Origin of the sequence: Polaribacter sp. R2A056_3_33 (assembly GCF_019278485.1) — a bacterium.
GTDB lineage: Bacteria > Bacteroidota > Bacteroidia > Flavobacteriales > Flavobacteriaceae > Polaribacter.
In genome coordinates this window covers 611,137-636,265 of the sequence record NZ_CP058984.1, presented here as the reverse complement: position 1 = coordinate 636,265, position 25,129 = coordinate 611,137, and the positions used below count along the sequence as shown (strand labels likewise).

Here is a 25,129-nt window from a genome sequence, read left to right as displayed (position 1 = left end):
ACGTTTTTTTTCGCCAGGGTTGTTTTGAGTTTTCATAAGTGACTGTAATTAATTGCTTAATTTTTAGTCAACCTATTTCAGGAAAGTACATTTTCAAATAGCTTACAACGGTCTCGGCTATGAGTAGTTGCGTGGTTTAACACTTAACTTTACAAGTACACACCAAGTTGGAAATTCCGCAGGAATTTCCAAAGTAGGCGAGAACAAGCAATTACTTATAGCCATTGTTGTGTGCAGTTATTTTTAATAGTTAAACTGTATTTCTATTTTTTCTTCTTTCAATGTTGCTGAAACCCAAGGTAAATTCTCAATTTGTTTAAGGTCAGTAAAGAACTCAAAAAATAATGTTTTTCCGTCACAAAATAAGTTCTTTTTCAGATAGTTGATTAAAATTTCTATTTCTGAATTATTTAACTCTTGTTTCAACATTACTTTAAATTCTCCAATTCCTGAAAAGTTGAAAATTTTCTCTTTTAAGATTTCAAACTCTATAATTTTCCCATTTGTAATTGACGTTGGTAATTGTTTTAAATAATTAGATTTTAGTTCTTTATCTGTCTCAAGTTCTACAGTTTTAAATGAATAACTGTTTTTTTCTAATTCAATTTGATAAAAACTAATTCCTCTTGATTGTAATAAATTTATGATTTGATTTTTATCAGATTGGCTAATCTTTAGACCGAAATAAATTGATTTTAGTGCTTTTGGATTATAGGAATTTAATCCTATTTTACTTGTTACTATTCTATGTTCTTGTTCGTATTCCCATCTTTTCGATTTATGAAAAGCGAACTTTTTTATCATACTATTTTTTTCGTTTTTTATAATATCCCAAAAACCAATTTTTGGTGGTTTATTTGAATACAAAACAGGAAAAGAATGAACGTGTTTACCTCCGTCGGTTTTTAGCAAAATGTCTAAATCATATTCTATACAGTATCCTTTATGAGAATTTGCGTAATGAGCCCAAAGTAATTCATCTAATGGCGTTTTAGAGAGTGAATAAATCCCCATTTTATTATCCATCGATAAAACTTCATCGGTATTATCATTAATTAAATCGTAGTCCTCTTTAGTTTTAGCTCCAACTTTCTGTCCAATATAGTTCAGAAATTTTTTAACCTTTTTTGTGTCAGTAATTGCTTCACAAGGGTCGTTTAATTGTTCAATAGAAGACGACCAATATTGATTGTTCTCAAGAGCTTTTATATCATTCTCTGTTCCACTTCGATATTTATATACAAGCATTGAGTTTTTAGGTTTTCGGTAATTGCACACAAAATGTTTGTATATGGTTTGTTGCGTGTTTCAAGCACCTAATTTAGTAAATAATTACCGACCAAGAAAGTCCGCGAGGACTTTCGCAAGTAGGCAAGAAGCCAGCAATAAATTATATACGGCTTAAGTTAGCATTTTATAATAAAAGACTAAATTTAAGCATATAAATCAGAAAGCACAAAAGAGAGGAGTAAGGTTATTATATACGGAGAGGCTTTAGATCTCGTCAACATTGAAAATCCCCTCTCTTTTCTACACAGATTTCGTACAGTTCTATGAGGCTTTTAGACCTCGATTTTAAGTCGTTGAAACTCGCGTAGTATGTCCTTTCAAAAAACATTTTCTTATGAATAAAGATATAAAATATTTTGGACTTGACATCAGTCATTTAGTTTTTGATGTTACCGATTCTTTAGGTAATTATTACCAATTTAAAAATAGCATTTCGGGCTTTAAAAAGTTTGTAAAACTGTTAGATATTAATAGTCATTGTGTGATGGAAGCTACGGGCTATTATCACTACCAATTAGCTATTATTTACAAGAGCAAGGTGTTAAGGTTTCAGTAGAGAATCCTTTATCTGTAAAACGGTTTATTCGGATGAAACTGTCTAAAATAAAGACAGATAAAAGCGATTCGAAGTTAATTTGTGAGTATGCTAAACAAGTTGAATTAAAGTTATGGAAAGGTAATTCAAAACATCAATTAGAATGCCTTCAAATGATTAGACTCCTTTCTACATATACAAAACAAAGCACTATGATTAAGAATAAAATACATGGAGAAACTGTTTTAGGGATTCCTAGTAAATCTGTTGTTAGTTCTTTAAAACGAATTTTAAAAGAACTCCAGAAAGATATGAAAACGATAGAAGATAAATTGTTGTTTTTAGTAAAAGAAGTCCATCAGAAACTTTTAACAGATTTAAAAGGCATTCCAGGAATAGGTCCTAAAACCTCTCTAATGCTAGTTGTTTTAACGGATGGTTTTGATCGCTTTACAAGTGGAAGTGAACTTTGTAGTTATGCAGGTTTAACTCCCTTAATACGACAAAGTGGAAGTAGTGTAAAAGGACGTCCTCGAATTAGTAAAATAGGAAATCAAAAGCTTCGGAATTTACTATTTATGTGCAGTTTTAATGCCTGTAAATATAACCATGCTTGCAAAGCAATTTATGATAGAATAGTGGCTAAAGGAAAGAGCAAAAAACTAGCCTTAATATCGGTTTGTAATAAGCTATTAAAACAGGCTTTTGCTATTGCTAAATCCGGACTAACTTATGATAATAATTATAGAAGTGTTTTAGTGAAAAATTAATGAGTTTTTACTTGTTTTTTACCACAGTACTTTGTTAGCTGTAGTTTTTAATTATTTCTTATTTCCCATTGGGGTTAAAATTGTTCTTATTGAGTTTTCTGTTTTATCAAAGAATTCTATCGGTTCTTTTGTAGTTTCATTTGTCAAATAAAATGGTTTATACGTGATTCCATTTTCAGTTAATTCATTTTTGAAATTTGGCAATTCTTTGTTTAAATACTTTTTTATTTTACTATACCATTGAAATTGTCCGATAGCTTTTATGTGCTTTTCTTCAACTTTCATTGAAATTAAGTAATTTATTAACTTACTTCTATAATTTGATAGATTGAAATATGCATTGTCTGTAAATTCAATTTTATTCTGAATGAAGATTGAGTGGTGTTCTCCTAAACAGAAAAATATATATCTTTTAATAGATTCGGATTTCTTACACGATTGTATTCTACGTATTTCCTTTTTAGCCAAATTGTTTTCAATGGAAATATCAATTACTTTAGACTTCCATATTCTAAATTCAGTTTCATTCATAAGCTTGGATTCAATTACAGCTAACGTTGTTTTGTATGGAGAGTTGCGATTTTGTGAATGAGGAATTTCCAGCGGAAATTCAGAAGTTTGCAAAAAAGCGACTAGTTTTAAATTAAGCTAAATATAGCAATTTTTTATACAAGGTGTTAGCCATAGTTTTTTTTAAAATTCAGTGCGAGAGTTTCCATTTTTCATATAATCGAATTTTTCATAAAACTCTGGACTATTGAAAATTATTTTTAGGTGATTTTTTGAATTTTTATTTCTTATAAGTATTTCAAAATCATATTTTTTTCCTGACTTTTCTGTTATTCTCAAATAGTTTTTATTTCCGAAAATTGAGTGAGTTGACCAACTTCCATAATCCATATATTTCAAATAAATATTTTCAAGTTCATTCAGTGGAATAATTTTATTGTTATTACCCACGTTAAATTCAATTCTGTCAGTTGAGATTTTTAATTTCCCGAGTTTTTTCGGTTTCATAAAAGATTGTCCGAAAATGAAATAAATTCCTGATAAATAAATTGTAAGAGCTAAATATTTCAAATATACGTTTTGACTTTCTTTGTCATACATAAAAATGTAAAATCCTGAAATCGCATAAAGAATTAGAAATACAATCATAAATATTTTATTGAATTCCTTTGTTTTTACTATTTCAGTTTCAAATTCTGTCGTCATTTCTTGGATTCAATGTTGTAACGCAACAAACCGTTTTTGTTTATTGATGTTACTAAGCTACAAATTTAAGTTCTAAATCCATCATTTCTTTTGGAGTTTTATATCCTATAATTTTTCTTGGTCTGTTGTTCAATTTTTCTTGAATATTTTGGAGTTTATTTACGTCAATTTCATTGAAGTTTGTTCCTTTTGGAAGATATCTTCTAATGAGTCCATTTGTATTTTCATTTGTTCCTCTTTCCCAGGAAGAATATGGATGTGCAAAGTATATTCTCATACCTGTTTTTTTAGTAATCATTTCGTGTCTCGCCATTTCAATTCCGTTATCATATGTCATTGATTTTTTATAAATAGGATTTAATTTGTTTAATATTTTAGAAAATTCATTAGCTACTTCACCTGCTTTTTTAGACTCTAATTTCACGATTAAAGTAAATCTAGTTTTGCGTTCTACAATAGTTCCAATAGCACTTTTATTGTTCTTTCCAATCACTAAATCACCTTCCCAATGTCCAACTTCCTTTCTTAGTTCAATATGTTGTGGTCTATTGTCAATACTGACTTGGTTTATGATTTTACTTCCACCACCACGTCTTTTTTTAGAAGTTCTACGCCTTGTTTTTTTACGGACTAATAGTTTGATTAACTTTTTATTTAAACGAGCTTGTGGTCTTGTATATATATGTCTATAAATAGCTTCGTGAGAAATAGACATTATTGGATCATTAGGATACAACTCTTTGAGTCTTCCAGAAATTTGTTCAGGTGTCCAGCTTGATAAAAGACCTCTATAGACAAAAAATTTAAGTAGAGAATATGTACTTATTTTATCTAAGTTTCTTTTGTTTAAATAATCTTCTTTAACACACCAATGAGCAAGTTCAGCATCATAGTTATGTTCCTTTTTTTGCACCCATTTATTCACTTCTCTTGTAATTGTTGAAGGTGCTCTTTTTAGTTTTTTAGCGATGTATGATTTTGGCTTTTTTTCTATTAAAAGTGTCTGAATAATCACTCTTTCTTTTAAAGTTAATCTTCTATGTTTTTTTAATTCCATTTTACAAATCTATAATTTTAGATTTGTTGCGTTAAGTTATTGAATGGAGGGTACATTTCTTGTATTGGTTACAACGTTGTTGTATATTGAAAGTTGCGTTTAAAGTGAACGGCTATTTTCCGAAGGAAAATGGACGTTTACAAAAATGCTACTAGTTTTGTAAAGCACTAATTTAGCAATTTTTACTATACGGTGTTGGCTTTAGTATTTTTTACCAATATTCAATTATTGCTTCTTCTAAATTTTTGTTAGTTCCATCACCATTTTTTACTCTTATTGAAGTTTCTTCTTTTTTTTGTATCCAATTTCCTGTTATATCGAACTCATAAGATGTTGTTGTTTTTAAAGTACCAGTAATTAATGTATATATTTCTTCTGATATTACGTTTCTATTCTTATCCATTAAAGCTTTAACTTCGCATAATCTATTATTAGAAAATAAATTAACTAAATATTTGTTAATTGTTTTAATTGAAATTTCTCCAATTTGAAGATATTTGGTTAAATGTCTTTCTTTTCCACTAAAATAAATTTTTTCTTCTATTTTATTATTTTCCAAATTAAAATATTTCATTGTTAATTTATGAAATCTGCGTTGAAAATTAGAGCCTCTAAAAGTAACAATAGATATTAAGTTTCCTCTAATATCGTAATTGTACTTATCTTCAATGTTAGAGGTTGAAAATTTATAGTTTTTAGTTTTTTTTGAAATAGGTTTATTAGATCCTTTATTAAAATTAAATAATTCTTTAGATATAAGGTTTTCATGAGAAATTTCTACTCCAAAATAAGTTTTTATACAATACAGTTTTTTTTCTTCTAGTTTATATTTATAAATTTTGGTATCAGAATTTTCAAATTTACTTATTAGGTAACCATACTTATTAAATACTAATTCTAAAATTATTCTTTCGTTTTTAATAATTTGATATTTTTTTACATTCCCTTTTAAATTTAATTTTTCTATATCTGTTTTAGGTAATCTTTTTTTTCCTTTTTTATATTTCCTTAATAAGTATTTAGGAGTTAATAACTTGTAGAGAATATACATATTAATTTATTTTTCTGAATGGAGGGTGGATTTTTTATATTAAAGCCAACGTTGTTGTTTGCAAAAATGCAACTGCTTTTATTTAAGCACTAATTTAGCAATTTTTTTTAAACGGTGTTAGGTGTAGTTATTTATCAAGTTCTTCTATTAATATCTTCATTGTGTCTATTCTTGGACTTAAAGTTATTAGCCTTGTAAATGTTTCAATAATATTTATTTGAAATTCTCTTAGTTTATTTTGTTCAATATATTTTTTGATAGATTTATGAGTCATACTATGTCTAATCTCATACATATTTGTTAAGACATCAAATAACTTTTGTTTTTTTGAGCCTTCATTTTTATAAAGTAAATCAGACATTCTTCTTTTACATTTTTTTTCCATTTTATAATTTTCAGTTTCTAAAAGAAAGATACTTTCTATAATCATGATTAACTGTGAGATTCTTAAATGTAAATCATTTTCAGATAATGATTTTGAGAAAAATATAATTGAATTCAATATTGTTTTTTCAATTTCTTTTTTTTCTTGAAATGACAATATTTTACTAAATAAATTTATCATAGGTTCAAAGCTTTTCCACATTTGAATAGAAATGTCAAAATGTTTGTTATTTGCAGATTTAGATATATTAAAACCATATTCTAAATCTTTGTCAATTGATAAGTGTTCAGATTCAAAAGGCATTCTTTTGTCTAAATCAGTTGAACATTCCCAATCTGGAAAGCTGATTGTAGGTGATAAAAGTTTTATTATATCCGCAGTTAAGCATGCTCGTTTATATGCAATTTCCTTTCCCTTCTTATTTTCAGCTTTAACTGTTACGGCAACAAATACTTTTCCTTGATATTTTCTATAAATTTTATTAAAGGTTTCTCTTTTCTCTTCTGTAGGGTTTTCTCCGTGTATTTTTTTTATTAAATCATCAAAATATTCTTTTTCAAAATATGTAATTAGAACATTTCCAACTTTAAATGGTTGTTCAATTTGTAGATTTAATATTGGAAAATAAAATGTAGTTTCTTTAACATCTTTATGAATAAGATTATATAAATGTTGTATTAAATCAAATTCAGATTTTTTATTTATATGTACTTTAACTATCCAAAGAAGTATTTTTTCATTTAGATAATCAATGGATAATTTTTTTTCAAAAGAACTAAATGATTGTAATTTATTTACGAATTTATAATATTCTATATAGATGTTATTTTCACCAAATCCATACCAATAATTATCTATTAATATTTCAATTTTAGATTCCAATTTATCTGCCATAAATGTTTTTCTAATAACAGGTGAATCAGATATGAATTCAGATAAATTTGTAACTTGAAGATTTGCAAGAGATCCTTTTAGCGTATTTATTGAATTAAATTTTTCAGGTTCATTTTTTTCAATAACTGTAATTTTTTCAACGAATTTATATGATTCTAAATTTAGCTCTTGTTCTTTCAAATTACTGATTTTCGTTTTAATTACACCTAACGTTGTTGTATATGGTTTGTTGCGTGTTTCAAGCAACTAATTTAGTAAATAATTACGGACAAAGAAAGTCCGCGAGGACTTTCGTAAGTAAGCAAGAAGCTAGCAATAAATTATATACGGTGTTGTATGCAGTTTTATATGAAGCTTCCATTGCAAAAATCTTCGTTCTCATATAAACAATTATAAAAAGCTGTTTGCCAAGAATTTTTATTAACTGAATATCTACTAATATAACAGTCTAAAATATGTTCTTTTAATTGGTTTACTCCCAAGTTTTGGTACAATTTTGTTAATTGTAATTTTATATTTTCAAATTCTTCTATTGCGTGAATAGAATATAAATCATTCAGTAAATATGCTGAAAAATGATTTGTTAATCGTGTTTTCAATAAATCAGACCATTCATTTGGTGGTGAAACATAATATTCAAATTTGATAGGGTTTAGTGTTAAAATTTTAGCTTTTAACCAATCAAAATTTTCAATATCATCAAAATAAGGATGAAGAGTCTCTTCTTCACTACTTGTTGGAGAATCAACTAGTTTATCTTTATTACAATCACTGCAAGAAGGGACTAAATTGTTAGGAGTGATTGATAAAATAGGGTATTTGGATTTAGGCAAATAATGGTCTAATGTTCTAACTTGTTTAACACTACAGAAAGGGCATTTTCCATAAGGAGCAGAAATGAATATTGAATTATAAAATACCCGACCCTTATTCGTTTTGTTTACCATTCTATCTGTGTATATTCCTTTTAAGACAGAAGAATTAATTGTGTTGCTAATCTCAATGTTTTGTTGTATTTGGTGTAAAGTATTTGTAATTACTTTACTTTCAAAATCTGACTCTGCTGATGTAAATTGATTGGTAGAATCTATTAATTCTTGCTTTAAGTTTTCGTTTTGTAAATTATCTATACATTCAATAAGAACATCTGCTACTGAAAAATTGGGCTTTACTATTTTTTTCATTTATTATGCATTAAAGTTCTTAATATGGCTTTACCTTCTTGACCAATTTTGTTGTTTAAAATATTAATAGCCTCATCAAAACTATTCGAGTTATTTACAATGTCTTTTAGAATGTTATGAAAGCCAGATTCAGTTACTTCTAGACCAAATATTTCTTGAGTTAACAATCCCACATTTTCTCCAAAAGATTCTATTTCTAATCGTTCTGCAACTGCATCTGCTCCGTGACGTCTTAGTTTCCAAACACAACTTTTTGGTACTTCTTGCAAAACGACAGGTGAATGAGTTCCAATAATCGCTACTGCATTTCTTTGAATTAAAATATCTGATAAAGCTCTAATGAAAGCCGAGAGTAGAGGAGGATGTAAATATCCTTCAGGCTCATCTAACAAAACAAGACTTCTTTCTTCTATTGTTTCAACGATTTGTGTAATTGTTAATAATACAATTTTATGACCTGAACTTAATTTATTGAAAATATCTGATGCTTTTTCTTTCATCTCAGAATTATTTTCTAATTCCAAAATATAAGAAATTTCAGATTCATTAAATACTGGGTCTGCTTCAAGAACTTTAACAGCATTAACCCATCTAGTTTTTTTACCTTGTAATTTACATTTTTCAATACTTCTTGTAAATTCATTTTTTAATATTGTAGGACTTTTAGGTCTGTCATTGCTTTTTTCTGCTCTTTTTAAGCCTATGTAAGAATAATTTAAGTGTTTTGTTTTATCTCTTTTTTCAACAATAGGATTCGTTTCATCAAATGCGCTAAATGAAACAGAAATAAGATTAGCAAAAGGATTTTTAGATTCTTCCAGTGAATTTGTAAAGAAACCATTTTTTCCGTTTTTCCTATTACCTCCAAGAAGAGATGTAATCATACTGTTGAATAAATGAGTTTTACCAACTCCATTTCGACCAATAATAACATTTATGTTTGAAGGCGGATTTGATTTAGGAACAACATTAAAATCTAAAACCATATCATCTACTCGACTTCTAGAATGTTTTGGTAAATGAAACTTAAAATTATAGGGCGTTAGTTCAGCATTACCAGTTGCAAGTCTTCTAAATTGTCCTTCAACAGATGTAGTACTAACATCTCTCAGTAAAGATATTTTTGTAACATTTTCTTTTAATGATTTTTTATAGAGTTCAGTTTTTAAAGCTATATCATTAAGAGCATTTAAAATTTCATCTCTAAAGTCTACACTCATTAAATTTAATCTTTCATAATAGCTAACATCTTGTCCTAATGAAAAGAAAGATTCATCTAATGTTTCAAAAGAGTCTGGTAAATCTGGTGTTCTTTTTTGTGAACCAATATTGAACTCCCCAATCTTTAAGGGTCCTATATTGTGGCGAATTCCTTCATTATCGTAATAATATAACGTATATAAAGTAGAATAAGTGAACCAGTCATCCCAATTTGAATGAAATAAAAAAACAACATTAACTTTTTCTATTTCTGAGTTATTTTGATTGTTAAGGTAAAAATTCATTCTTAGTTTTTCTCAAATTGCATACAACGTTGTTGTGTTATGGAAAGTTGCGTTTTGAATGAACGGCTATTTTCCGAAGGAAAATTGAAGTGAATAAAAATGCAACTGATTTTGGTAAAGCACTAATTTAGCAATTTTTAATACACGGTGTTGGCTTTTAGTGCTTTTTTGTTTGTTTCATTTTTCTTTTTTGTTCAATTATTAATTCAGAAATTATGATTAATATTCTAAATTATTTTCCTTTTTTAATTATTTGTAAAAGGAAATAATATTCCTGATATGAATGATGAACCAACTTCTGTAACGACAAGTATCAAGATTACAAATAGAAAGAATTTTTTCTTTGTTATATTTTTCATATTTGGATATTTCTTAATTCAGATTTTGAGTGAGAAATTTTGAGGATTGTAAATTCAATTTTCAATTTAATTTATATATTGAATTCAGAATTTAATTCCGAAAACAACTTAAACAATTGGATGAATTGTTATTTCGGATGATTCTCAGAATTTGGAATTGTTGTTATTTTATTGCATTCGTTTTTTTATTGTAACGTTTTGCAATTAGAAAAGTTATAAAAATAATTGCTATTCCTGATAATGCTCCAAGTATTAACATTGTTCTGTTTGATAATGTAATTTCTAAAAAATTCATATTTTATTGTTTTTTATATTTTCAATTCTTAATTTTAGTTTTAAACTACGATTTCTCGAGCATTAAAGCCAACGTTGCGTGTATGGTTAGTGCGGGAATAGAAAGTCAGAGACTTTCAATTTAGCACTTAGTTAAAACATTTTGTTTGCTTTTATCTTGTTTTAATCAAAAGTCAAATCAAAATGATTTGACGGACTTTATAAAAATACACAAAACTTTGAATTAAACACTAAACCCCGCATTAATTATACACATTGTTACCTACCGTTTTTCTTGCCATACTTCATTAATTTCACTTAATAAAGTATTTATTTTTTGGTATGTAAGTAAATTATCTCTTAACACTTTTTCTGTTATTCCAACATATTTCTCCTCTTCATTTGGTATTTTAACCTTCATAATTGGTTCGAAGGTCGGATACAAAAAATATAAAATTCCGTGAACATAACAATTTCTATCAATTATATAATTAGCAAATATTGTACTGAATTCCGAACATTTTTCTTGATTATCTAACTCTGGAAACTGACGAAACTCTTTATCGGTTTTTATAATACAACTAAATATACTTCTTAGTTGCTCAAATGATTTGTCTTTTTTTGAAATTATATCTTTTGACTTTCTACATTTTTTATTCCTTTCAACAAGCTCATCACTGTCATTCAGATTTAAATAAAGCTCAACAGTCCTTTTTAATTTGTCTAAAATCAATTCGGCTAATCGATTAAGTTTTCCTGTACTGTAAGTAAATTGATTATATTTTCTATAAAGTTCCTCATTAATCATTTCGACATCAATTGGTAATATTGGTTTTTTTGTGTCTTTATTAATTTCCATTTTGACTATAGTTGGCGCTATCCAAATATCTACCAACTCATCTTTTTTCATAACATTTTTTGGGAAAGAAAAAATCCCTATGTTTTCATTGATTTTCAAGTCAATATTAAAAGGTCTATCAATATTCATTATTTAACACGTTGTTTTTTAATGGTAGGTAACGTTGTTGTGTTAAGGAAAGTTACGTTTAAAGTGAACGGCTATTTTCCGCAGGAAAATAGGAGTTTACAAAAATGCAACTAACTTTGATTAAGCTAAAAATAAGTAATTTTTTTTACACGGTGTTAGCTGTAGTAATTTATTCATTCGGAATGTTCTTTTCTTTACAATATTTTTCTATTTCAGAATCGTTTTTAAAATAATTGTCACAAAATCCATCGAGTTCTTTTTCCGTGGATTCACTGTATTTTTCATTTGCAGTTAAAAGTTTTTCTGTTTGTATTATAAATTTTTCAAAATCTGAATTTATTTTGCAAAGTTTGTCAATTGTTTTAAAATCTAATTCTTTATACTTTGAGGGAAATAGAACTTTACTTTCATATGGATTGTGTTTCAATTCTATTATTCCAATTCCAAAAGATTGGTTTAATCTTTCCATTTCCTCATTTAAACTGTCTGCAATTTCAAAAGCAACTAAATAACCATAATTCGCCCAACTTGAATTCGAAACTGCTTGAAAGAACGTTTTTTTCAGTTCGTAATCTGTGTTTATTTCTTTTTTAACTTCGTAAGATGTAATTTTAAAAATATCAGCTCTGTTGACTGCTTTTAAAAGTGTTTGACTTGCTTTTGATTGAAGATTTAAAAAACTTATTCCAACTAAATCTGGATGAATCCATTTTTGGTGATTATCCTTACTATTTTTCGATTGTTCGTGAAATATTGTTTTAGAATAAATATTATTACTTTTCAAATAAGTACTTAATAGCAAATGTAAATCTCTTTCAGCGTATGAATTTTGTTTGTCGATTCGTTTTACTGTTGGTTCTGTTTGTGTAAGGACTTCAATTCCAATTTCAGGTTCATTTTTTGTCAAATAATAAGAAAATGTTCCGTTTTTTCCTTTTATTCTTTTTACTCTTGAATCTCCATTTCTAATAAAATCTCCTAATAAAGCTGAAACTGTTGCTGGAGGTGTTTTTGCATCTCCAAAATCATAGTAATTATTCTTAATTATATGTTTACAAACTTGATTTGAAATTGTCAAACTTTTTATATCACTCAAACTTTGTAAAATAGCTTCTTTTATTGTCATTTTTTATCGGTTCAATTTTATTACAGCTAACGTTGTTGTATAAGGAAAGTTGCGGTTTTGACAGCGAGGAATTTCCAACGGAAATTCAGAAGTTGGCAAAAATGCAACTGCCTTTGATTAAGCACCAATTTAGCAATTTTTTTTATACGGCTTAAGTTAGCATTTTATAATAAAAGACTAAATTTAAGCATATAAATCAGAAAGCACAAAAGAGAGGAGTAAGGTTATTATATACGGAGAGACTACAGATCTCGTCAACATTGAAAATCCCCTCTCTTTTCTACACAGATTTCGTACAGTTCTATGAGGCTTTTAGACCTCGATTTTAAGTCGTTGAAACTCGCGTAGTATGTCCTTTCAAAAAACATTTTCCTATGAATAAAGATATAAAATATTTTGGACTTGACATCAGTCATTTAGTTTTTGATGTTACCGATTCTTTAGGTAATTATTACCAATTTAAAAATAGCATTTCAGGCTTTAAAAAGTTCGTAAAACTACTAGATGTAAATAGTCATTGTGTGATGGAAGCTACGGGCTATTATCACTACCAGTTAGCCTATTATTTGCAAGAACAAGGTGTTAAAGTTTCCGTAGAGAATCCTTTATCTGTAAAGCGGTTTATTCAGATGAAACTGTCTAAAATAAAGACAGATAAAAGCGATTCTAAGTTAATTTGTGAGTATGCTAAACAAGTTGAGTTAAAGTTATGGAAAGGTAATTCAAAACATCAATTAGAATGCCTTCAAATGATTAGACTCCTTTCTACGTATACAAAACAAAGCACTATGCTTAAGAATAAAATACATGGAGAAACTGTTTTAGGGATTCCTAGTAAATCTGTTGTGAGTTCTTTAAAACGAATTTTAAAAGAACTCCAGAAAGATATGAAAACGATAGAAGATAAATTGTTGTTTTTAGTAAAAGAAGTCCACCAGAAACTTTTAACAGATTTAAAAAGCATTCCAGGAATAGGTCCTAAAACCTCTCTAATGCTAGTTGTTCTAACGGATGGTTTTGATCGCTTTACAAGTGGAAGTGAACTTTGTAGTTATGCAGGTTTAACTCCCTTAATACGACAAAGTGGAAGTAGTGTAAAAGGACGTCCTCGAATTAGTAAAATAGGAAATCAAAAACTTCGGAATTTACTATTTATGTGCAGTTTTAATGCCTGTAAATATAACCATGCTTGCAAAGCAATTTATGATAGAATAGTCGCTAAAGGAAAGAGCAAAAAACTAGCCTTAATAGCGGTTTGTAATAAGCTACTAAAACAGGCTTTTGCTATTGCTAAATCCGGACTAACTTATGATAATAATTATAGAAGTGTTTTAGTGAAAAATTAATGAGTTTTTACTTGTTTTTTACCACAGTACTTTGTTGGGCATAGTTTTTTTATTCCTCTTTTTTTTCCCTTTGTTCATAATATTCTCCAAATATTTCACCACATAAATAACCAGTTGCCATTGAAAATTTTAATCTTATCTCATAATCAGGATTAATAAAATCCTCACTTGCAATTTGACTAACAGAATTGACATATTCTTGAATTAGTTGTTCGTTAACGGTCAATGTATGTGCAATTCCGTTTCTTATTTTATTTAATAATCGAAGAGATTTTACTATTTCTAAAGTTCTACCACCAAATTTTCCAAAATGTTCAATCATTCCTATTTTTAGACTATGATTATATCTTTCTTTGAAAAAATTTGCGTCTAAACTATTTGATAAATTTTCTAGGTAACAGTTAATTGTAAATTCAGTAATTATATGTCCTTTAAGGATTAATAATTCTAAATCATAAATTTCCTTGAAATGATTTAGAAGAAGTTTTTTAAATTCTTCTAGATTATAATTTCTTATTTGTTCCATTTAATTTCGATAATTATTGCCAAATATTTTTAGGCGTTGTTTTTACTTTTCTAAAATAAATTTGAATGGGATTAGAATTTTTATTCTAACTTTTTTTCCGTTTTCAATTTCTGCTGGTTTCCAATCTGGAATTTTAGATATTACTTCATACGAAGCATAATCATAATTTTTTTCCAATTTTTCAACAATATTTATGTCAACTACTTTTCCAAGAGTGTCAATAATAAAAGTTGATTTTACTTTTCCTTCTATTTCCTTATAATCTCCTTTTGGAAGTTCTAAATTTCTCTGGATAAAAACAGTAAGCGAGTCAAAACCGCCTGGAAATTCAGCCATTTTTGTTAAGCTCGAAAATTTTATTTGTTCATTATTTTCTCCCAAAAGCTGATATTCCAAGTTTAGAGAGTTTTTAGATTCCACTTTTTTAAATTTCGCTTGAGTTAGTTCATTTTTACTTGCAGTATTTTTTTTCGTCACTTTTTTTTCCAAATTCATACAGGAACTTAGAAGTAAAAAAGTCAATATAATTCCTATTATTCTATTCAATTTCGGATTTTTCTTAAATTATGCCCAACGTTGTTGTATATGATTTGTTGCGTGTTTCAAGCAATTAATTTAGTAAATAATTACGGACAAAGAAAGTCCGCGAGGACTTTCGTAAGTAAGCAATAAGCCAGCAATAAATTATATACGGTGTTGGCATTAGTTTTTATTTTTTTATATGTTTTTCAAATACTAAATTATATCTTACTGTGTTTTCATTCAGAGATTTAGCAATTTCACTTAATTCAATTAAGTTAGGATAGTCCTTGTAAATCAATTGACTGATAAAAAAGTATGTAGATATAAGTAAATAATATGAATGAGCATAAGTCTTTATTTTTGTCATACTACTTTTAAAAGGTGAAAAAGCATCTCCGTGGAAACGTTCATTCCTATAAGTATATAAAATTCCGTTTATGAGTAATTTTATAATCTGTAATTGAGATAATTGATATTTTTTTTCTTTTAACTCAATTTCTCTCCCAGAAAGAAGAATTTGCAATAACATACCAGCTCTTCTTTGTGTATCCGCATTTAAATCTCCGTATTTCTTTTCAATTGCATCAAATAATTCATTTCCTATACAATCTTTAACTCTGTCGGTTATCTGCCTTTGTTGCGATTTTATAGCAGAAGATTCTTCTTCAAATAACTTTTTAATCAAGTATTCAGTTGCTTGTAAAGGAACAGCTTTTGTCAATTCCTTAAAAGCACTATTTAATTCTGAATTATTATTGTATTGGTTTATAAAAAAATCTTCTGAAATTTTGTTAGTTATTTTCCAAGTTTTGGAAACTGACCAATTTGATTTTTTAGCAATGTAAGTTGAGTATGCCTCAAAAGTTCTCCAAGCTAAATCAAATCCAATGTCTGGTCTGTTAGGAAGTTGTTCGTATATATCAATTTTAAAAGATAAAAGTCTTTGGAATTCATAATTTTCAATTAAAGGAAGCTTAATTGGACGTAAAATATTTATAATTCCTTTGTCATTTAATAATTCTAAAAATGCTTTTTGTGCAGAAAAAATTATGACTTCATTTGGCCATTTATTATTGTACTCTATTCGTTTCTTACTGTAGCTCATAAATTAATGCCAACTGGTTATATACAATCAAATATATTGATTATCCGTTTAAATATTCCGGATAATAAAAGTTTTTACTTTTTATTATCACGCTTGTTTAGAATTAATATTTAAAAAAAATGATTCTGAAGTTTTATAGAAAACAGGACTTTCTTAAGAAAGATATTCATTCTTTATTTTAGAATTTAAATTTAATGAAAAAAATGTTAGGAATTAATGACTTAGATTATTTTTTATTGTTCATATACTATTTCATTTTTGGTGCTTTTTTTTGTTTTTTCTTGTTGTAGTTTTTTGTTTAAGATTTTAAAATTGTTGCTATTTGAATTTATTTTCATATTTATTAAAATGAGTAGTATTATTATAATATAATTTTAAAAAATTCTTTAGCTTTTATTCTTGGGTCACTCAAATTTGTTTGTTATTTAAATTAATTATTAATCAAAGTACACGAAAACGTACACGATTTTATATAAATTAGATCAAAATAGCATGGTTTATAAAGTTTTTGTCAAACTCTATTCTTGAAGCTTTATTTTTTACTCTAATTGTTATAACAGAGAAAAAGGTTGGTGTACTTTGAGTATAAGGGCCTGTGCTGATAATTCCTTCTTTCATTACGTATTTACCTTTTACAATTCCAGCTTCTTTATCTTTAAACTGAATAACGCTTTTTGCATTATTAAATGTTTGAACCATCCATTCATTGGCTTTGATAAAGTTATAGTTTTTATCAGATTTTGTTTCCACGTTCTTTGTTTCTGGTTCGGGAGATGCTATGTCGGTTCTTGCGGTTCCGTAGGATATAAAGATTGTAATTAATAAAGTTACTGTGTTAAAATCTTATTTTCTAATTGATATTAATTAAATGTTCTGAACTCGTTTTTCTTCTTCCTTATTATTGATGAAAATTAAGTTATGATTTTGTGAGTTATTGGGATTGGATAAAGTAATTTTATCAAAAAAGAGTTAGTTTTAATAAGCTATAATAATGTCTTTAGTCCATTATTAATAAGCAAAAAGGTTTAGAAGTACTTTTTTAAAGAAATATAAAGGGAATTTAATTCTTGTTTTGTGGGCAAATTGTGGGCAAATAAAAAAACCAGCCTTTACAAAAACGTTGTAAAGTGCTGGTTTTTAAGTGACCATGGCAGGATTCAAACCTGCAACCTCTTGAGCCGTAATCAAGTGCGCTATTCAGTTGCGCCACATGGCCGTTAAGCGGGTGCAAATATAGTGTCCTTTTTTTAAATTAGAAAGATAATTCTAGTTTTTTTATGAATTTATTTCAGTTTTAAATAAATCGACAATAGATTGCGCTTTTTCTAGGTTGTTATTTAGTACAAATAATTCTACAGAATTTGTAGGTACTCCAAAACCAGCCAATCTTCCAGACTCCACACGATCAATGATTTTAGATTCGATGTTTGCTTCGTCTAATAAGTATTTTAATCTGTTTACTAATATAGAGTTATCAGTAAATACTTTTGTATAATCTTCTGACATAATATTGTTTTTTTAGGTTAATGAATTTTTAGTTATAAAAGCTCTCCATCCAATAATAGCTAATTGAATTTTAGATGCTTTAGAGATATCCAATCCTTTTTTTGTAAAGGAAGGTAAAATTAATTTATTAATCTTTGCAAGTGTTTTAAAAACTTGTTTTTTCATGAGTTGTAAATTAGCTTTCAAATTTACTAAAATAAACAACTCAGCGTTTAAAGATTGAGTTGTTTAAAGATAAGCTACTTTTTTCTCTCTTCATTTATAGTTCTGTTATTTTTTTGTTATAATAAAATTAGAAATATAATATCAGACAGGTCTTTAATAAATTTAGTTATAATAAGAATCATAATAGTTTGGGTTTTAAGGTTAGTAATTTAGGTCAATTTCGAAATTGTTTTATCAATATATAACCACTGTAGGCTTGTTTCCAAGAGAACTATTACTTATTAATCAAATTGATTTTTTATTTATAACTAAAATTGTGTTATGTGTATTAATGTGTAATTAGGTTTGCTTTATTTTTGTTGTTTATTGCAATTATAATATGTTGTTTTTATAAAAATATGTTAGGTTTTAAAGGGGGAGATTTGTGCTTTTTTTTAAAGTAAAGGGGAATATATTTTTAAAATGAATACTTTTTGGCTTTTCATTTTTTATTCTCTTCTTAAAGTGATAAAAATGTATCTTCGCAAAAAATAAAATTGATGAGTATTTTTTATGTTATTATTGGATTAATCTTATTAGTTGTTGGTGGTGAGTTCTTGGTAAGATCGTCTATCGGTTTATCTTTTAAGTTAAGTATATCTAAAATGGTAATTGGTATGACGGTGGTTTCTTTTGCCACTTCTGCGCCAGAATTATTAGTTAGTTTACAAGCTGCTTTAGATGGTTCACCAGCTATTGCTTTAAACAATGTTATAGGTTCTAATATTGCTAATATTGGGTTGGTTTTAGGTATTACAGCTTTAATTGGACCTATTGCGGTTAGTAAAGACTTTTATAAGCTTAATTGGCCTGTAATGATGCTTTTCTCTTTAGTTTTGTATTACTTTTTATGGAACGACAGTGTTTTAACACAGTTAGAAGGTGTTATTCTCTTAGTAGGGTTGGCTGCTTTTCTATTTGTATTGATAAGAAGTGCGAGAAAAGAAGATGTGGATGTAGAAGAGGTAGATGATGCTTTGGCTTCTATAGGTTATGGTAAAATATTTGGATGGTTATTAATAGGAGGTGTTTCTCTTTATTTTGGATCGGAATTTTTAGTGAACGGTGCAAAAGATATTGCCCAGAATATGGGAATTAGTGAAGGTGTTATTTCTATTACAATGATTGCTATTGGAACTAGTGTACCTGAGTTGGCTGCTTCTGTTATTGCTGCTATGAAGGGTGAGAAAGCAATTTCTTTGGGAAACCTAATTGGTTCTAATATTTTTAATATAGCTTCTGTATTGGGGTTAACAGCTATTATTAAAGAAATACCTGTTACGGAAGCCCAGATTTTATCTAGAGATATTTTTTGGATGTTAGGGTTTGCTGCTGCTTTATTATTGTTAGTATTTTTACCTAAGAAGTTTATTTTAAATAGGTTTAAAGGAGTTTTTTTATTTTTAGGGTATGTATTGTTTATTTATTTAGTTCTTTAAATAGAAGGTATCTAAAATTAGATATAAAAAAAAGCTAACATTAATTTGTTGGCGTTTTTTTTCTGTCGATATGTCCTAAGTTCTTTTCTGGAGCGATAACATCTCTAATACGTCGTTTTAACTCTGTAATCTCTGGAAAACCATTTTCTTCTTTTCTAGACCAAACCAATTGGTTGTTTGCGGTAATATTAAAAATACCTCCGGTACAGGGTTTTAAGGTAAGTTCTGTAATTTCTTCTGTAAAAGTGGTTAATAGTTCTTGACTCATCCAAGAGGCGCGTAATAACCAGCCGCATTGTGTGCAGTATTCTATTTTTATATTGTTTTTCATAATTTAAATGTAATTGTTTAAAATAGTATTTAAAAGTACTGAACTTTTTGTTTTTAAAGTTACTTTTTTTTTGCGTTAGGGATAGAAGTGGTATCCTTTTTTAATTTTGCGATAGCTGAAAAATTTAAAAAGATATAACGGATAGCCCGACCTTTGGTAACGCCCAAAATAATTATATAAAAAAAGCACCTACATTGCTGTAAGTGCTTTTTAATATTTTATACTATTCGTAATTATTTAACTGGTTTAACAGTTTTAATAATTCTAGCAGCTACTTTATATGGATCTGCGTTTGAAGATGGACGACGGTCTTCTAACCATCCTTTGTATCCTTTTTCTACAACGATAATTGGAATACGAATTGATGCACCTCTATCTGAAACTCCCCAAGAGAAGTCTGTAATTGCAGCAGTTTCATGCTTACCAGTTAAACGTTGGTCGTTAAACTCACCATAAATTTCAATATGTTCTTTTACTACTGGGCGGAAAGCTTCACAAATTTCGATATACTTATCTTTAGAGCCACATTCTCTTAAAATAGAGTTAGAGAAGTTAGCGTGCATTCCAGAACCATTCCAATCAGTGTCTCCTAATGGTTTTGGGTGGTACTCAATGTACATTCCTTTTCCTTCAGTTAAACGATCTAATAAATATCTAGATATCCAGATTTCATCTCCTGCTTTCTTTGCGCCTTTTGCAAATAATTGGTATTCCCATTGTCCAGAAGCAACCTCTTGGTTAATTCCTTCAAAGTTTAAGCCTGCATCTATACATAAATCTGCATGCTCTTCCACTAAATCACGACCATGTGTATATAAACCTCCTACAGAACAGTAGTATTGTCCTTGTGGAGCAGGGTAACCACCTCTTGGAAATCCTAAAGGCAATCCTGTACTTGTATTCATAATAAAGTATTCTTGTTCAAAACCGAACCAGAAATCGTTATCATCATCTTCAATAGTAGCACGTGCATTAGATTCGTGTGGAGTTCCGTCTGCATTCATTACTTCATTCATTACCAACCAACCGTTAATACGATTTGGATCTGGATAAATAGCAACAGGTTTTAAAATACAGTCAGATGCTCCTCCAGAAGCTTGTTTTGTAGAAGAACCGTCAAAAGACCAAAGTCCCAATTCTTCAACTGTTCCTTTAAAATCTTCATGCTCCTCAACTTTGGTTTTACTTCTCATGTTCTGAGTTGGATAATAACCATCTAACCAAATGTATTCTAATTTAATTTTTGCCATAATATATGTGTTTATGTGATGTTCGTCCTACAAAAATCAAATATTTTCATTAGATATCAAAAAAATTAGGGGTAAAATATTTAAAATAGCTAAAAAATAATTTTATCCCTAAATTTGAAAGGGTATATTTGTATAAAGTTAAAAATAAGTAGAAAATATTACTAATATGTCAAGGATTAGATTTAATGCATTGCAAGAAACACTACGTAGAAGTCCTATAAAAGTAGTTCAGAATGAAAAAAGATCAGCTCTTTTTGGTCGGAATGTATTTAATAAATATGCTATGCAACAGTATCTTACACGTGCTGCATACGAAAGTGTGATGAATGCAATTGATCATGGAACTAAAATAGATAGAAAAATTGCAGATCAAGTTGCGGTAAGTATGAAAGATTGGGCAATGTCTAAAGGGGCTACTCATTATACACATTGGTTTCAGCCACTTACAGGTGCTACAGCAGAAAAACATGATGCCTTTTTTGAGTCTATAAATGGCAGTCTTGCAATGGAAAAATTTGATGGAGAACAATTGGTTCAGCAAGAGCCAGATGCATCTAGTTTTCCTAATGGAGGAATTAGAAATATGTTTGAAGCTCGTGGTTATACGGCTTGGGACCCAACTTCTCCTGCTTTTATTTATGAAACAACACTTTGTATTCCAACTATTTTTGTAGCTTATACTGGGGAGGCTTTAGATAATAAGACGCCTTTGTTAAGAGCGCTACAAGCTATAGATACACATGCTACTGCTGTTTGTAAATATTTTGATAAGAATGCAAATAAAGTAAGTGCAACACTTGGTTGGGAACAAGAATTTTTTCTAATTGACGAGGCTTTAGTACTCGCAAGACAGGATATACAATTTACGGGTAGAACTTTATTAGGGCATTCGCCTGCTAAAGGACAACAACTTGATGATCATTATTTTGGAACCATTCCTGCAAGGGCTATGAGTTTTATGCAAGATTTAGAACAAGAATGTATGTTGTTAGGGATTCCTGTAAAAACCAGACATAATGAGGTTGCTCCAAATCAGTTTGAGATTGCACCAATTTATGAAGAAGCTAATTTAGCGGTGGATCATAATTCATTAATAATGGATGTGATGCAAAAAATATCAAGAAGACATCATTTTAAAGTGTTGTTGCATGAAAAACCATTTGCAGGTATAAACGGGTCTGGTAAGCACAACAATTGGTCTTTGTCTACCGGTAACGGAACTAATTTGCTAAGTCCGGGTAAAACTCCAATGAAGAACTTACAATTTCTTACCTTTTTTATCAATACCATTAAAGCAGTGTATCAATACGAAGAGTTACTGAGAGCTTCTATTGCGTCTGCAAGTAATGAATATAGATTAGGCGCTAATGAAGCACCACCTGCAATTATTTCTGTGTTTATTGGTAGTCAACTATCAGCAGTTTTAGATGAATTAGAAAATGTAACTAAAGGAAAGCTTTCACCGCAAGAAAAAACCGATTTAAAACTAAATATTATTGGTAAAATTCCCGAAATTTTATTAGATAATACGGATAGGAATAGAACTTCTCCGTTTGCATTCACAGGAAATAAATTTGAGTTTAGAGCTGTTGGTTCTTTAGCAAATTGTGCAATACCAATGACTGTTTTAAATACTATTGTTGCAAAACAATTAAAAGAGTTTAAAGTTGAGGTAGATGCTCTAATAGAGGAAAAGGATCTTAAAAAAGATGAAGCTGTTTTTAATATACTAAGAGAATATATAAAAGACTCTAAGGCAATTCGTTTTGATGGAGATAGCTATGGTGAAGCTTGGGAAAAGGAAGCTAAGAAAAGAGGCTTAACTAATTATAAAACAACTCCAGAAGCTTTAAAAGTAAAAGTTTCTGAGAAAACAATTTCTTTGTTTGAAGAAATGGAGGTAATGAGTAAAGTAGAATTAGAAGCTCGTTATGAAATTGATTTAGAATCGTACGCTAAAAAGGTGCAAATAGAAGGACGTGTTTTGGCTGATATTGCAAGAAATCAAGTAGTGCCTACTGCAATAATTTATCAGAATACTTTATTGGAGAATACTAAGAACTTAAAAGAAATTTTTGGTGATGAGTATAAAAATATAGCAAAAGAGCAAATTGAGCTAGTTATGTTAATTTCTAAACATATTACTAAAATTAATGCTTTGGTAGTAAAATTGGAAGCAGAAAAAGTGAAAGCTAATAAACATTTAGGTTTTAAATTAGCGGAACAATACAGTAACAAAATAAAACCTTTTTTTGTAGATATAAGATATCATTGTGACCAACTAGAAACCTTGGTAGATGATAATTTATGGCCACTTACAAAGTATAGAGAGTTGTTATTTACTAATTAAACGATAGGTAAATTAGTTATATCTTAAAAAGAAAGGGTTAAAAATGATAATTATTCATTTTTAACCTTTTTTTTATAGGTGTTTTCCCCTGTTTTTGTTTATTTTTTTTACATTCAACACATGTAAGTAATTGATTTACAGGTGTTTGTTGTTTTGTTTTGTTTGTGTTTTTTATTTTATTTTGGAATTAGATAAATAATTTTCTATATTTGACTTGTTTAAACACAGAATCGATCAAGCTATATAGTTTACAACAATTCTTTACTTTTAAGAGTTGACTGAAAATGAAAAGTTATCCTTAATAACTTAACATTTTATCCCTAATAATTTTAATTACCCCTAAAAATTTATTGTAGTATATCATATTCAATTTATATCGAATAGATTTTGATATGCTTAATTTTTAACTAACGTATTTTAAATTATTTATCATGAAAAAATTAGTAATAATGGCTATGTGTTTAGCTACAGGAGCATTCTATGCTCAATCTAATACAAGTTCTGTTAATCAAACAGGAAATACAAATAACTCTACAGTAACACAGATTGGACTGACAAACGACTCTAAAGTTGTGTCTTTAGGTGATTTTAATGGTTCTATTGTTAATCAAATTGGTGATTTAAATAGGTCTAATGTTATACAACATGGAGATTCAAATGCATCTGATGTAAATTCTCTTGGACGTGGAAACGGATCTCAGGTAAATCAAGCAGGAGATGGAAATGATGCAGATGTTGATCAGAATGGAAATTGGAATACATCTAGAGTAAACCAAGGTTTGGTAAATAGTGGAGGTACTATTTCTCGTATAGGAAATAGAAATGAAGCTACAGTAAATCAAGATGGTACTGATAATGGTTCTGTTGTTAATCAACGAAGTGCAACATCAGGTCAACAGAGTAACGATAATGATGCTTTTGTAAACCAAGTTGGTGATGACAACGTAAGTGGTATAAGTCAAGATGGAGACTTCAATATGGCAGATACTAACCAGCAAGGTAACATGAATGATTCGTCTGTGAATCAAATAGGAGATTCTAATGATTCTGATGTAGATCAAATGGGTGATTCTAATATTGCTCGTACTTACCAGGGGGGGAATGGAAATAATAGTGATATAACTTCAGATGGAAATGGAAACTTTGCGGATACTGCACAACAAGGAACTTTAAATACTTCTGATGTAGATCAAGATGGAGATGGTAATTTTTCTGAAGTAGATCAGCAAGGGAATATTAATTACTCTTATGTAGGACAAATTGGAGATGATAACACATCTAATGTTTTTCAAATTGGAGATGGTAATTTTGCCTATGCTGAGCAAAATGGAATGAATAATTCTAGTGATGTAAACTCTACAGGTAATGGTAATCAAACTATTACTTTACAAGGTTATTTTGCTGGAGGAAACGATCATGTAAGTACGATTGATCAAGTAGGAGATAGCAACTATACTTTTGTTGGGCAAGATGGTACAGCTAACACCAGTGATGTGGACCAGACAGGAGACAATAACTATTCTTGGGGTGTTCAAATAGGTTTAACTAATATGACTACAGTTGACCAAATGGGTGATAGAAATAGTAGTACGGTTGATCAATTTGGTGATACTAATTCTTCTAGTGTTTACCAATGGGGAGATGATAATGTATCTAATGTAGATCAAGATGGAGACAATAATTCAAGTTTTGTGTGGCAATGGGGGAATTCAAATGACTCTAAAGTAACTCAAGATGGAATGGGTAATATGAGTGATGTACTTCAATTAGGAACAGGTAATATGAGTGATGTTTTACAGCAAGGAAACAGTAATTATAGCTTTGTTGGACAAGGAGGAAGTACTCATGTAAGTGATGTAGACCAAATTGGTAATGGTAATATATCTATTGTGTCACAAAATGACTAATATAAAACTGT

At 28.7% G+C, this 25,129-nt stretch carries 23 protein-coding genes, 1 tRNA gene and 1 pseudogene; 5 read left to right on the top strand and 20 right to left on the bottom strand.

All coding sequences use genetic code 11. The features are described from left to right. Positions 1-243: 243 nt before the first annotated feature. A complete protein-coding gene (locus H0I29_RS02815) occupies positions 244-1,248 on the bottom strand; it encodes a DUF2971 domain-containing protein (protein ID WP_218754347.1) in 1,005 nt (334 codons plus the stop codon). Positions 1,249-1,624: 376 nt separating this feature from the next. On the opposite strand from H0I29_RS02815, the pseudogene H0I29_RS02810 reads away from it, so the two are divergent. Then, positions 1,625-2,595, top strand: a pseudogene (locus tag H0I29_RS02810) (IS110 family transposase). A 51-nt stretch (positions 2,596-2,646) separates the two neighbouring features. Here the strand turns inward: H0I29_RS02810 and H0I29_RS02805 are convergent. The 10 genes from H0I29_RS02805 to H0I29_RS02765 all read right to left on the bottom strand — a co-directional run bounded on the left by H0I29_RS02805 (position 2,647) and on the right by H0I29_RS02765 (position 12,632). Further along, the gene (locus tag H0I29_RS02805) at positions 2,647-3,126 is read right to left on the bottom strand and encodes a hypothetical protein (RefSeq protein WP_218754346.1); all 480 of its coding nucleotides are present in this window, start codon (positions 3,124-3,126) and stop codon (positions 2,647-2,649) included. Between the two features lie 162 nt (positions 3,127-3,288). Further along, complete coding sequence (locus H0I29_RS02800; RefSeq protein ID WP_218754345.1) at positions 3,289-3,810, bottom strand: hypothetical protein; 522 nt, start codon at positions 3,808-3,810, stop codon at positions 3,289-3,291. 52 nt (positions 3,811-3,862) lie between these two features. Beyond that, the gene (locus H0I29_RS02795; RefSeq protein ID WP_218754344.1) at positions 3,863-4,867 is read right to left on the bottom strand and encodes an IS30 family transposase; all 1,005 of its coding nucleotides are present in this window, start codon (positions 4,865-4,867) and stop codon (positions 3,863-3,865) included. 211 nt (positions 4,868-5,078) lie between these two features. Then, positions 5,079-5,918 carry a hypothetical protein gene (locus H0I29_RS02790; RefSeq protein ID WP_218754343.1) on the bottom strand — a complete coding sequence of 280 codons (840 nt, stop codon included), beginning with the start codon at positions 5,916-5,918 and terminating at the stop codon, positions 5,079-5,081. Positions 5,919-6,045: 127 nt separating this feature from the next. After that, the gene (locus H0I29_RS02785; RefSeq protein WP_218754342.1) at positions 6,046-7,377 is read right to left on the bottom strand and encodes a HEPN domain-containing protein; all 1,332 of its coding nucleotides are present in this window, start codon (positions 7,375-7,377) and stop codon (positions 6,046-6,048) included. A 164-nt stretch (positions 7,378-7,541) separates the two neighbouring features. Next, positions 7,542-8,381, bottom strand: a complete 840-nt coding sequence (locus H0I29_RS02780) for an HNH endonuclease (RefSeq protein WP_218754341.1) — start codon at positions 8,379-8,381, stop codon at positions 7,542-7,544. Beyond that, positions 8,378-9,886 carry an AAA family ATPase gene (locus tag H0I29_RS02775; protein WP_218754340.1) on the bottom strand — a complete coding sequence of 503 codons (1,509 nt, stop codon included), beginning with the start codon at positions 9,884-9,886 and terminating at the stop codon, positions 8,378-8,380. The genes H0I29_RS02780 and H0I29_RS02775 overlap by 4 nt, the downstream gene beginning before the upstream one ends. Positions 9,887-10,408: 522 nt before the next feature. Further along, the gene (locus tag H0I29_RS18405) at positions 10,409-10,540 is read right to left on the bottom strand and encodes a hypothetical protein (protein WP_261972844.1); all 132 of its coding nucleotides are present in this window, start codon (positions 10,538-10,540) and stop codon (positions 10,409-10,411) included. A gap of 261 nt (positions 10,541-10,801) precedes the next feature. Beyond that, entirely contained in the window at positions 10,802-11,506 is a 705-nt protein-coding gene (locus tag H0I29_RS02770; protein WP_218754339.1) for a hypothetical protein, read from the bottom strand. A gap of 169 nt (positions 11,507-11,675) precedes the next feature. Continuing rightward, complete coding sequence (locus tag H0I29_RS02765; RefSeq protein WP_218754338.1) at positions 11,676-12,632, bottom strand: hypothetical protein; 957 nt, start codon at positions 12,630-12,632, stop codon at positions 11,676-11,678. A gap of 374 nt (positions 12,633-13,006) precedes the next feature. Between H0I29_RS02765 and H0I29_RS02760 the strand changes: the two genes are divergently transcribed. Next, positions 13,007-13,978, top strand: coding sequence for an IS110 family transposase (locus tag H0I29_RS02760; RefSeq protein WP_218754337.1), 972 nt, complete (start codon positions 13,007-13,009; stop codon positions 13,976-13,978). 49 nt (positions 13,979-14,027) lie between these two features. Here the strand turns inward: H0I29_RS02760 and H0I29_RS02755 are convergent, their stop codons facing one another. From H0I29_RS02755 to H0I29_RS02725, 7 genes are all read right to left on the bottom strand, one after another. After that, entirely contained in the window at positions 14,028-14,504 is a 477-nt protein-coding gene (locus H0I29_RS02755; RefSeq protein WP_091893955.1) for a hypothetical protein, read from the bottom strand. Between the two features lie 42 nt (positions 14,505-14,546). Further along, positions 14,547-15,050, bottom strand: coding sequence for an energy transducer TonB (locus H0I29_RS02750; RefSeq protein WP_218754336.1), 504 nt, complete (start codon positions 15,048-15,050; stop codon positions 14,547-14,549). 163 nt (positions 15,051-15,213) lie between these two features. Next, entirely contained in the window at positions 15,214-16,131 is a 918-nt protein-coding gene (locus tag H0I29_RS02745; RefSeq protein ID WP_218754335.1) for a hypothetical protein, read from the bottom strand. A 477-nt stretch (positions 16,132-16,608) separates the two neighbouring features. After that, positions 16,609-16,881 carry a DUF4468 domain-containing protein gene (locus H0I29_RS02740; protein WP_218754334.1) on the bottom strand — a complete coding sequence of 91 codons (273 nt, stop codon included), beginning with the start codon at positions 16,879-16,881 and terminating at the stop codon, positions 16,609-16,611. 392 nt (positions 16,882-17,273) lie between these two features. Beyond that, positions 17,274-17,347 (bottom strand) — tRNA-Arg (locus H0I29_RS02735). Positions 17,348-17,406: 59 nt separating this feature from the next. Then, positions 17,407-17,637 carry a DUF2007 domain-containing protein gene (locus tag H0I29_RS02730; protein ID WP_218731298.1) on the bottom strand — a complete coding sequence of 77 codons (231 nt, stop codon included), beginning with the start codon at positions 17,635-17,637 and terminating at the stop codon, positions 17,407-17,409. 12 nt (positions 17,638-17,649) lie between these two features. Further along, complete coding sequence (locus H0I29_RS02725) at positions 17,650-17,802, bottom strand: SsrA-binding protein (protein ID WP_068451056.1); 153 nt, start codon at positions 17,800-17,802, stop codon at positions 17,650-17,652. Positions 17,803-18,341: 539 nt separating this feature from the next. Here H0I29_RS02725 and H0I29_RS02720 point away from each other — a divergent pair. Further along, positions 18,342-19,280: a calcium/sodium antiporter gene (locus H0I29_RS02720; RefSeq protein ID WP_218754333.1), complete on the top strand. Its 939-nt coding sequence runs from the start codon at positions 18,342-18,344 to the stop codon at positions 19,278-19,280. 40 nt (positions 19,281-19,320) lie between these two features. Here the strand turns inward: H0I29_RS02720 and H0I29_RS02715 are convergent, their stop codons facing one another. Together H0I29_RS02715 and H0I29_RS02710 are read right to left on the bottom strand one after the other, a co-directional pair. Continuing rightward, complete coding sequence (locus H0I29_RS02715; protein ID WP_218754332.1) at positions 19,321-19,611, bottom strand: SelT/SelW/SelH family protein; 291 nt, start codon at positions 19,609-19,611, stop codon at positions 19,321-19,323. Between the two features lie 233 nt (positions 19,612-19,844). Beyond that, the gene (locus H0I29_RS02710) at positions 19,845-20,861 is read right to left on the bottom strand and encodes a glutamine synthetase beta-grasp domain-containing protein (protein ID WP_218731295.1); all 1,017 of its coding nucleotides are present in this window, start codon (positions 20,859-20,861) and stop codon (positions 19,845-19,847) included. 166 nt (positions 20,862-21,027) lie between these two features. On the opposite strand from H0I29_RS02710, the gene H0I29_RS02705 reads away from it, so the two are divergent. After that, positions 21,028-23,211 (top strand): glutamine synthetase III, encoded by a 2,184-nt coding sequence (locus H0I29_RS02705; protein ID WP_218754331.1) that lies wholly within the window; start codon positions 21,028-21,030, stop codon positions 23,209-23,211. Between the two features lie 431 nt (positions 23,212-23,642). Then, on the top strand, positions 23,643-25,118 hold the full coding sequence (locus tag H0I29_RS02700) for a hypothetical protein (protein WP_218754330.1): 1,476 nt from the start codon (positions 23,643-23,645) through the stop codon (positions 25,116-25,118). Positions 25,119-25,129 lie beyond the last annotated feature (11 nt).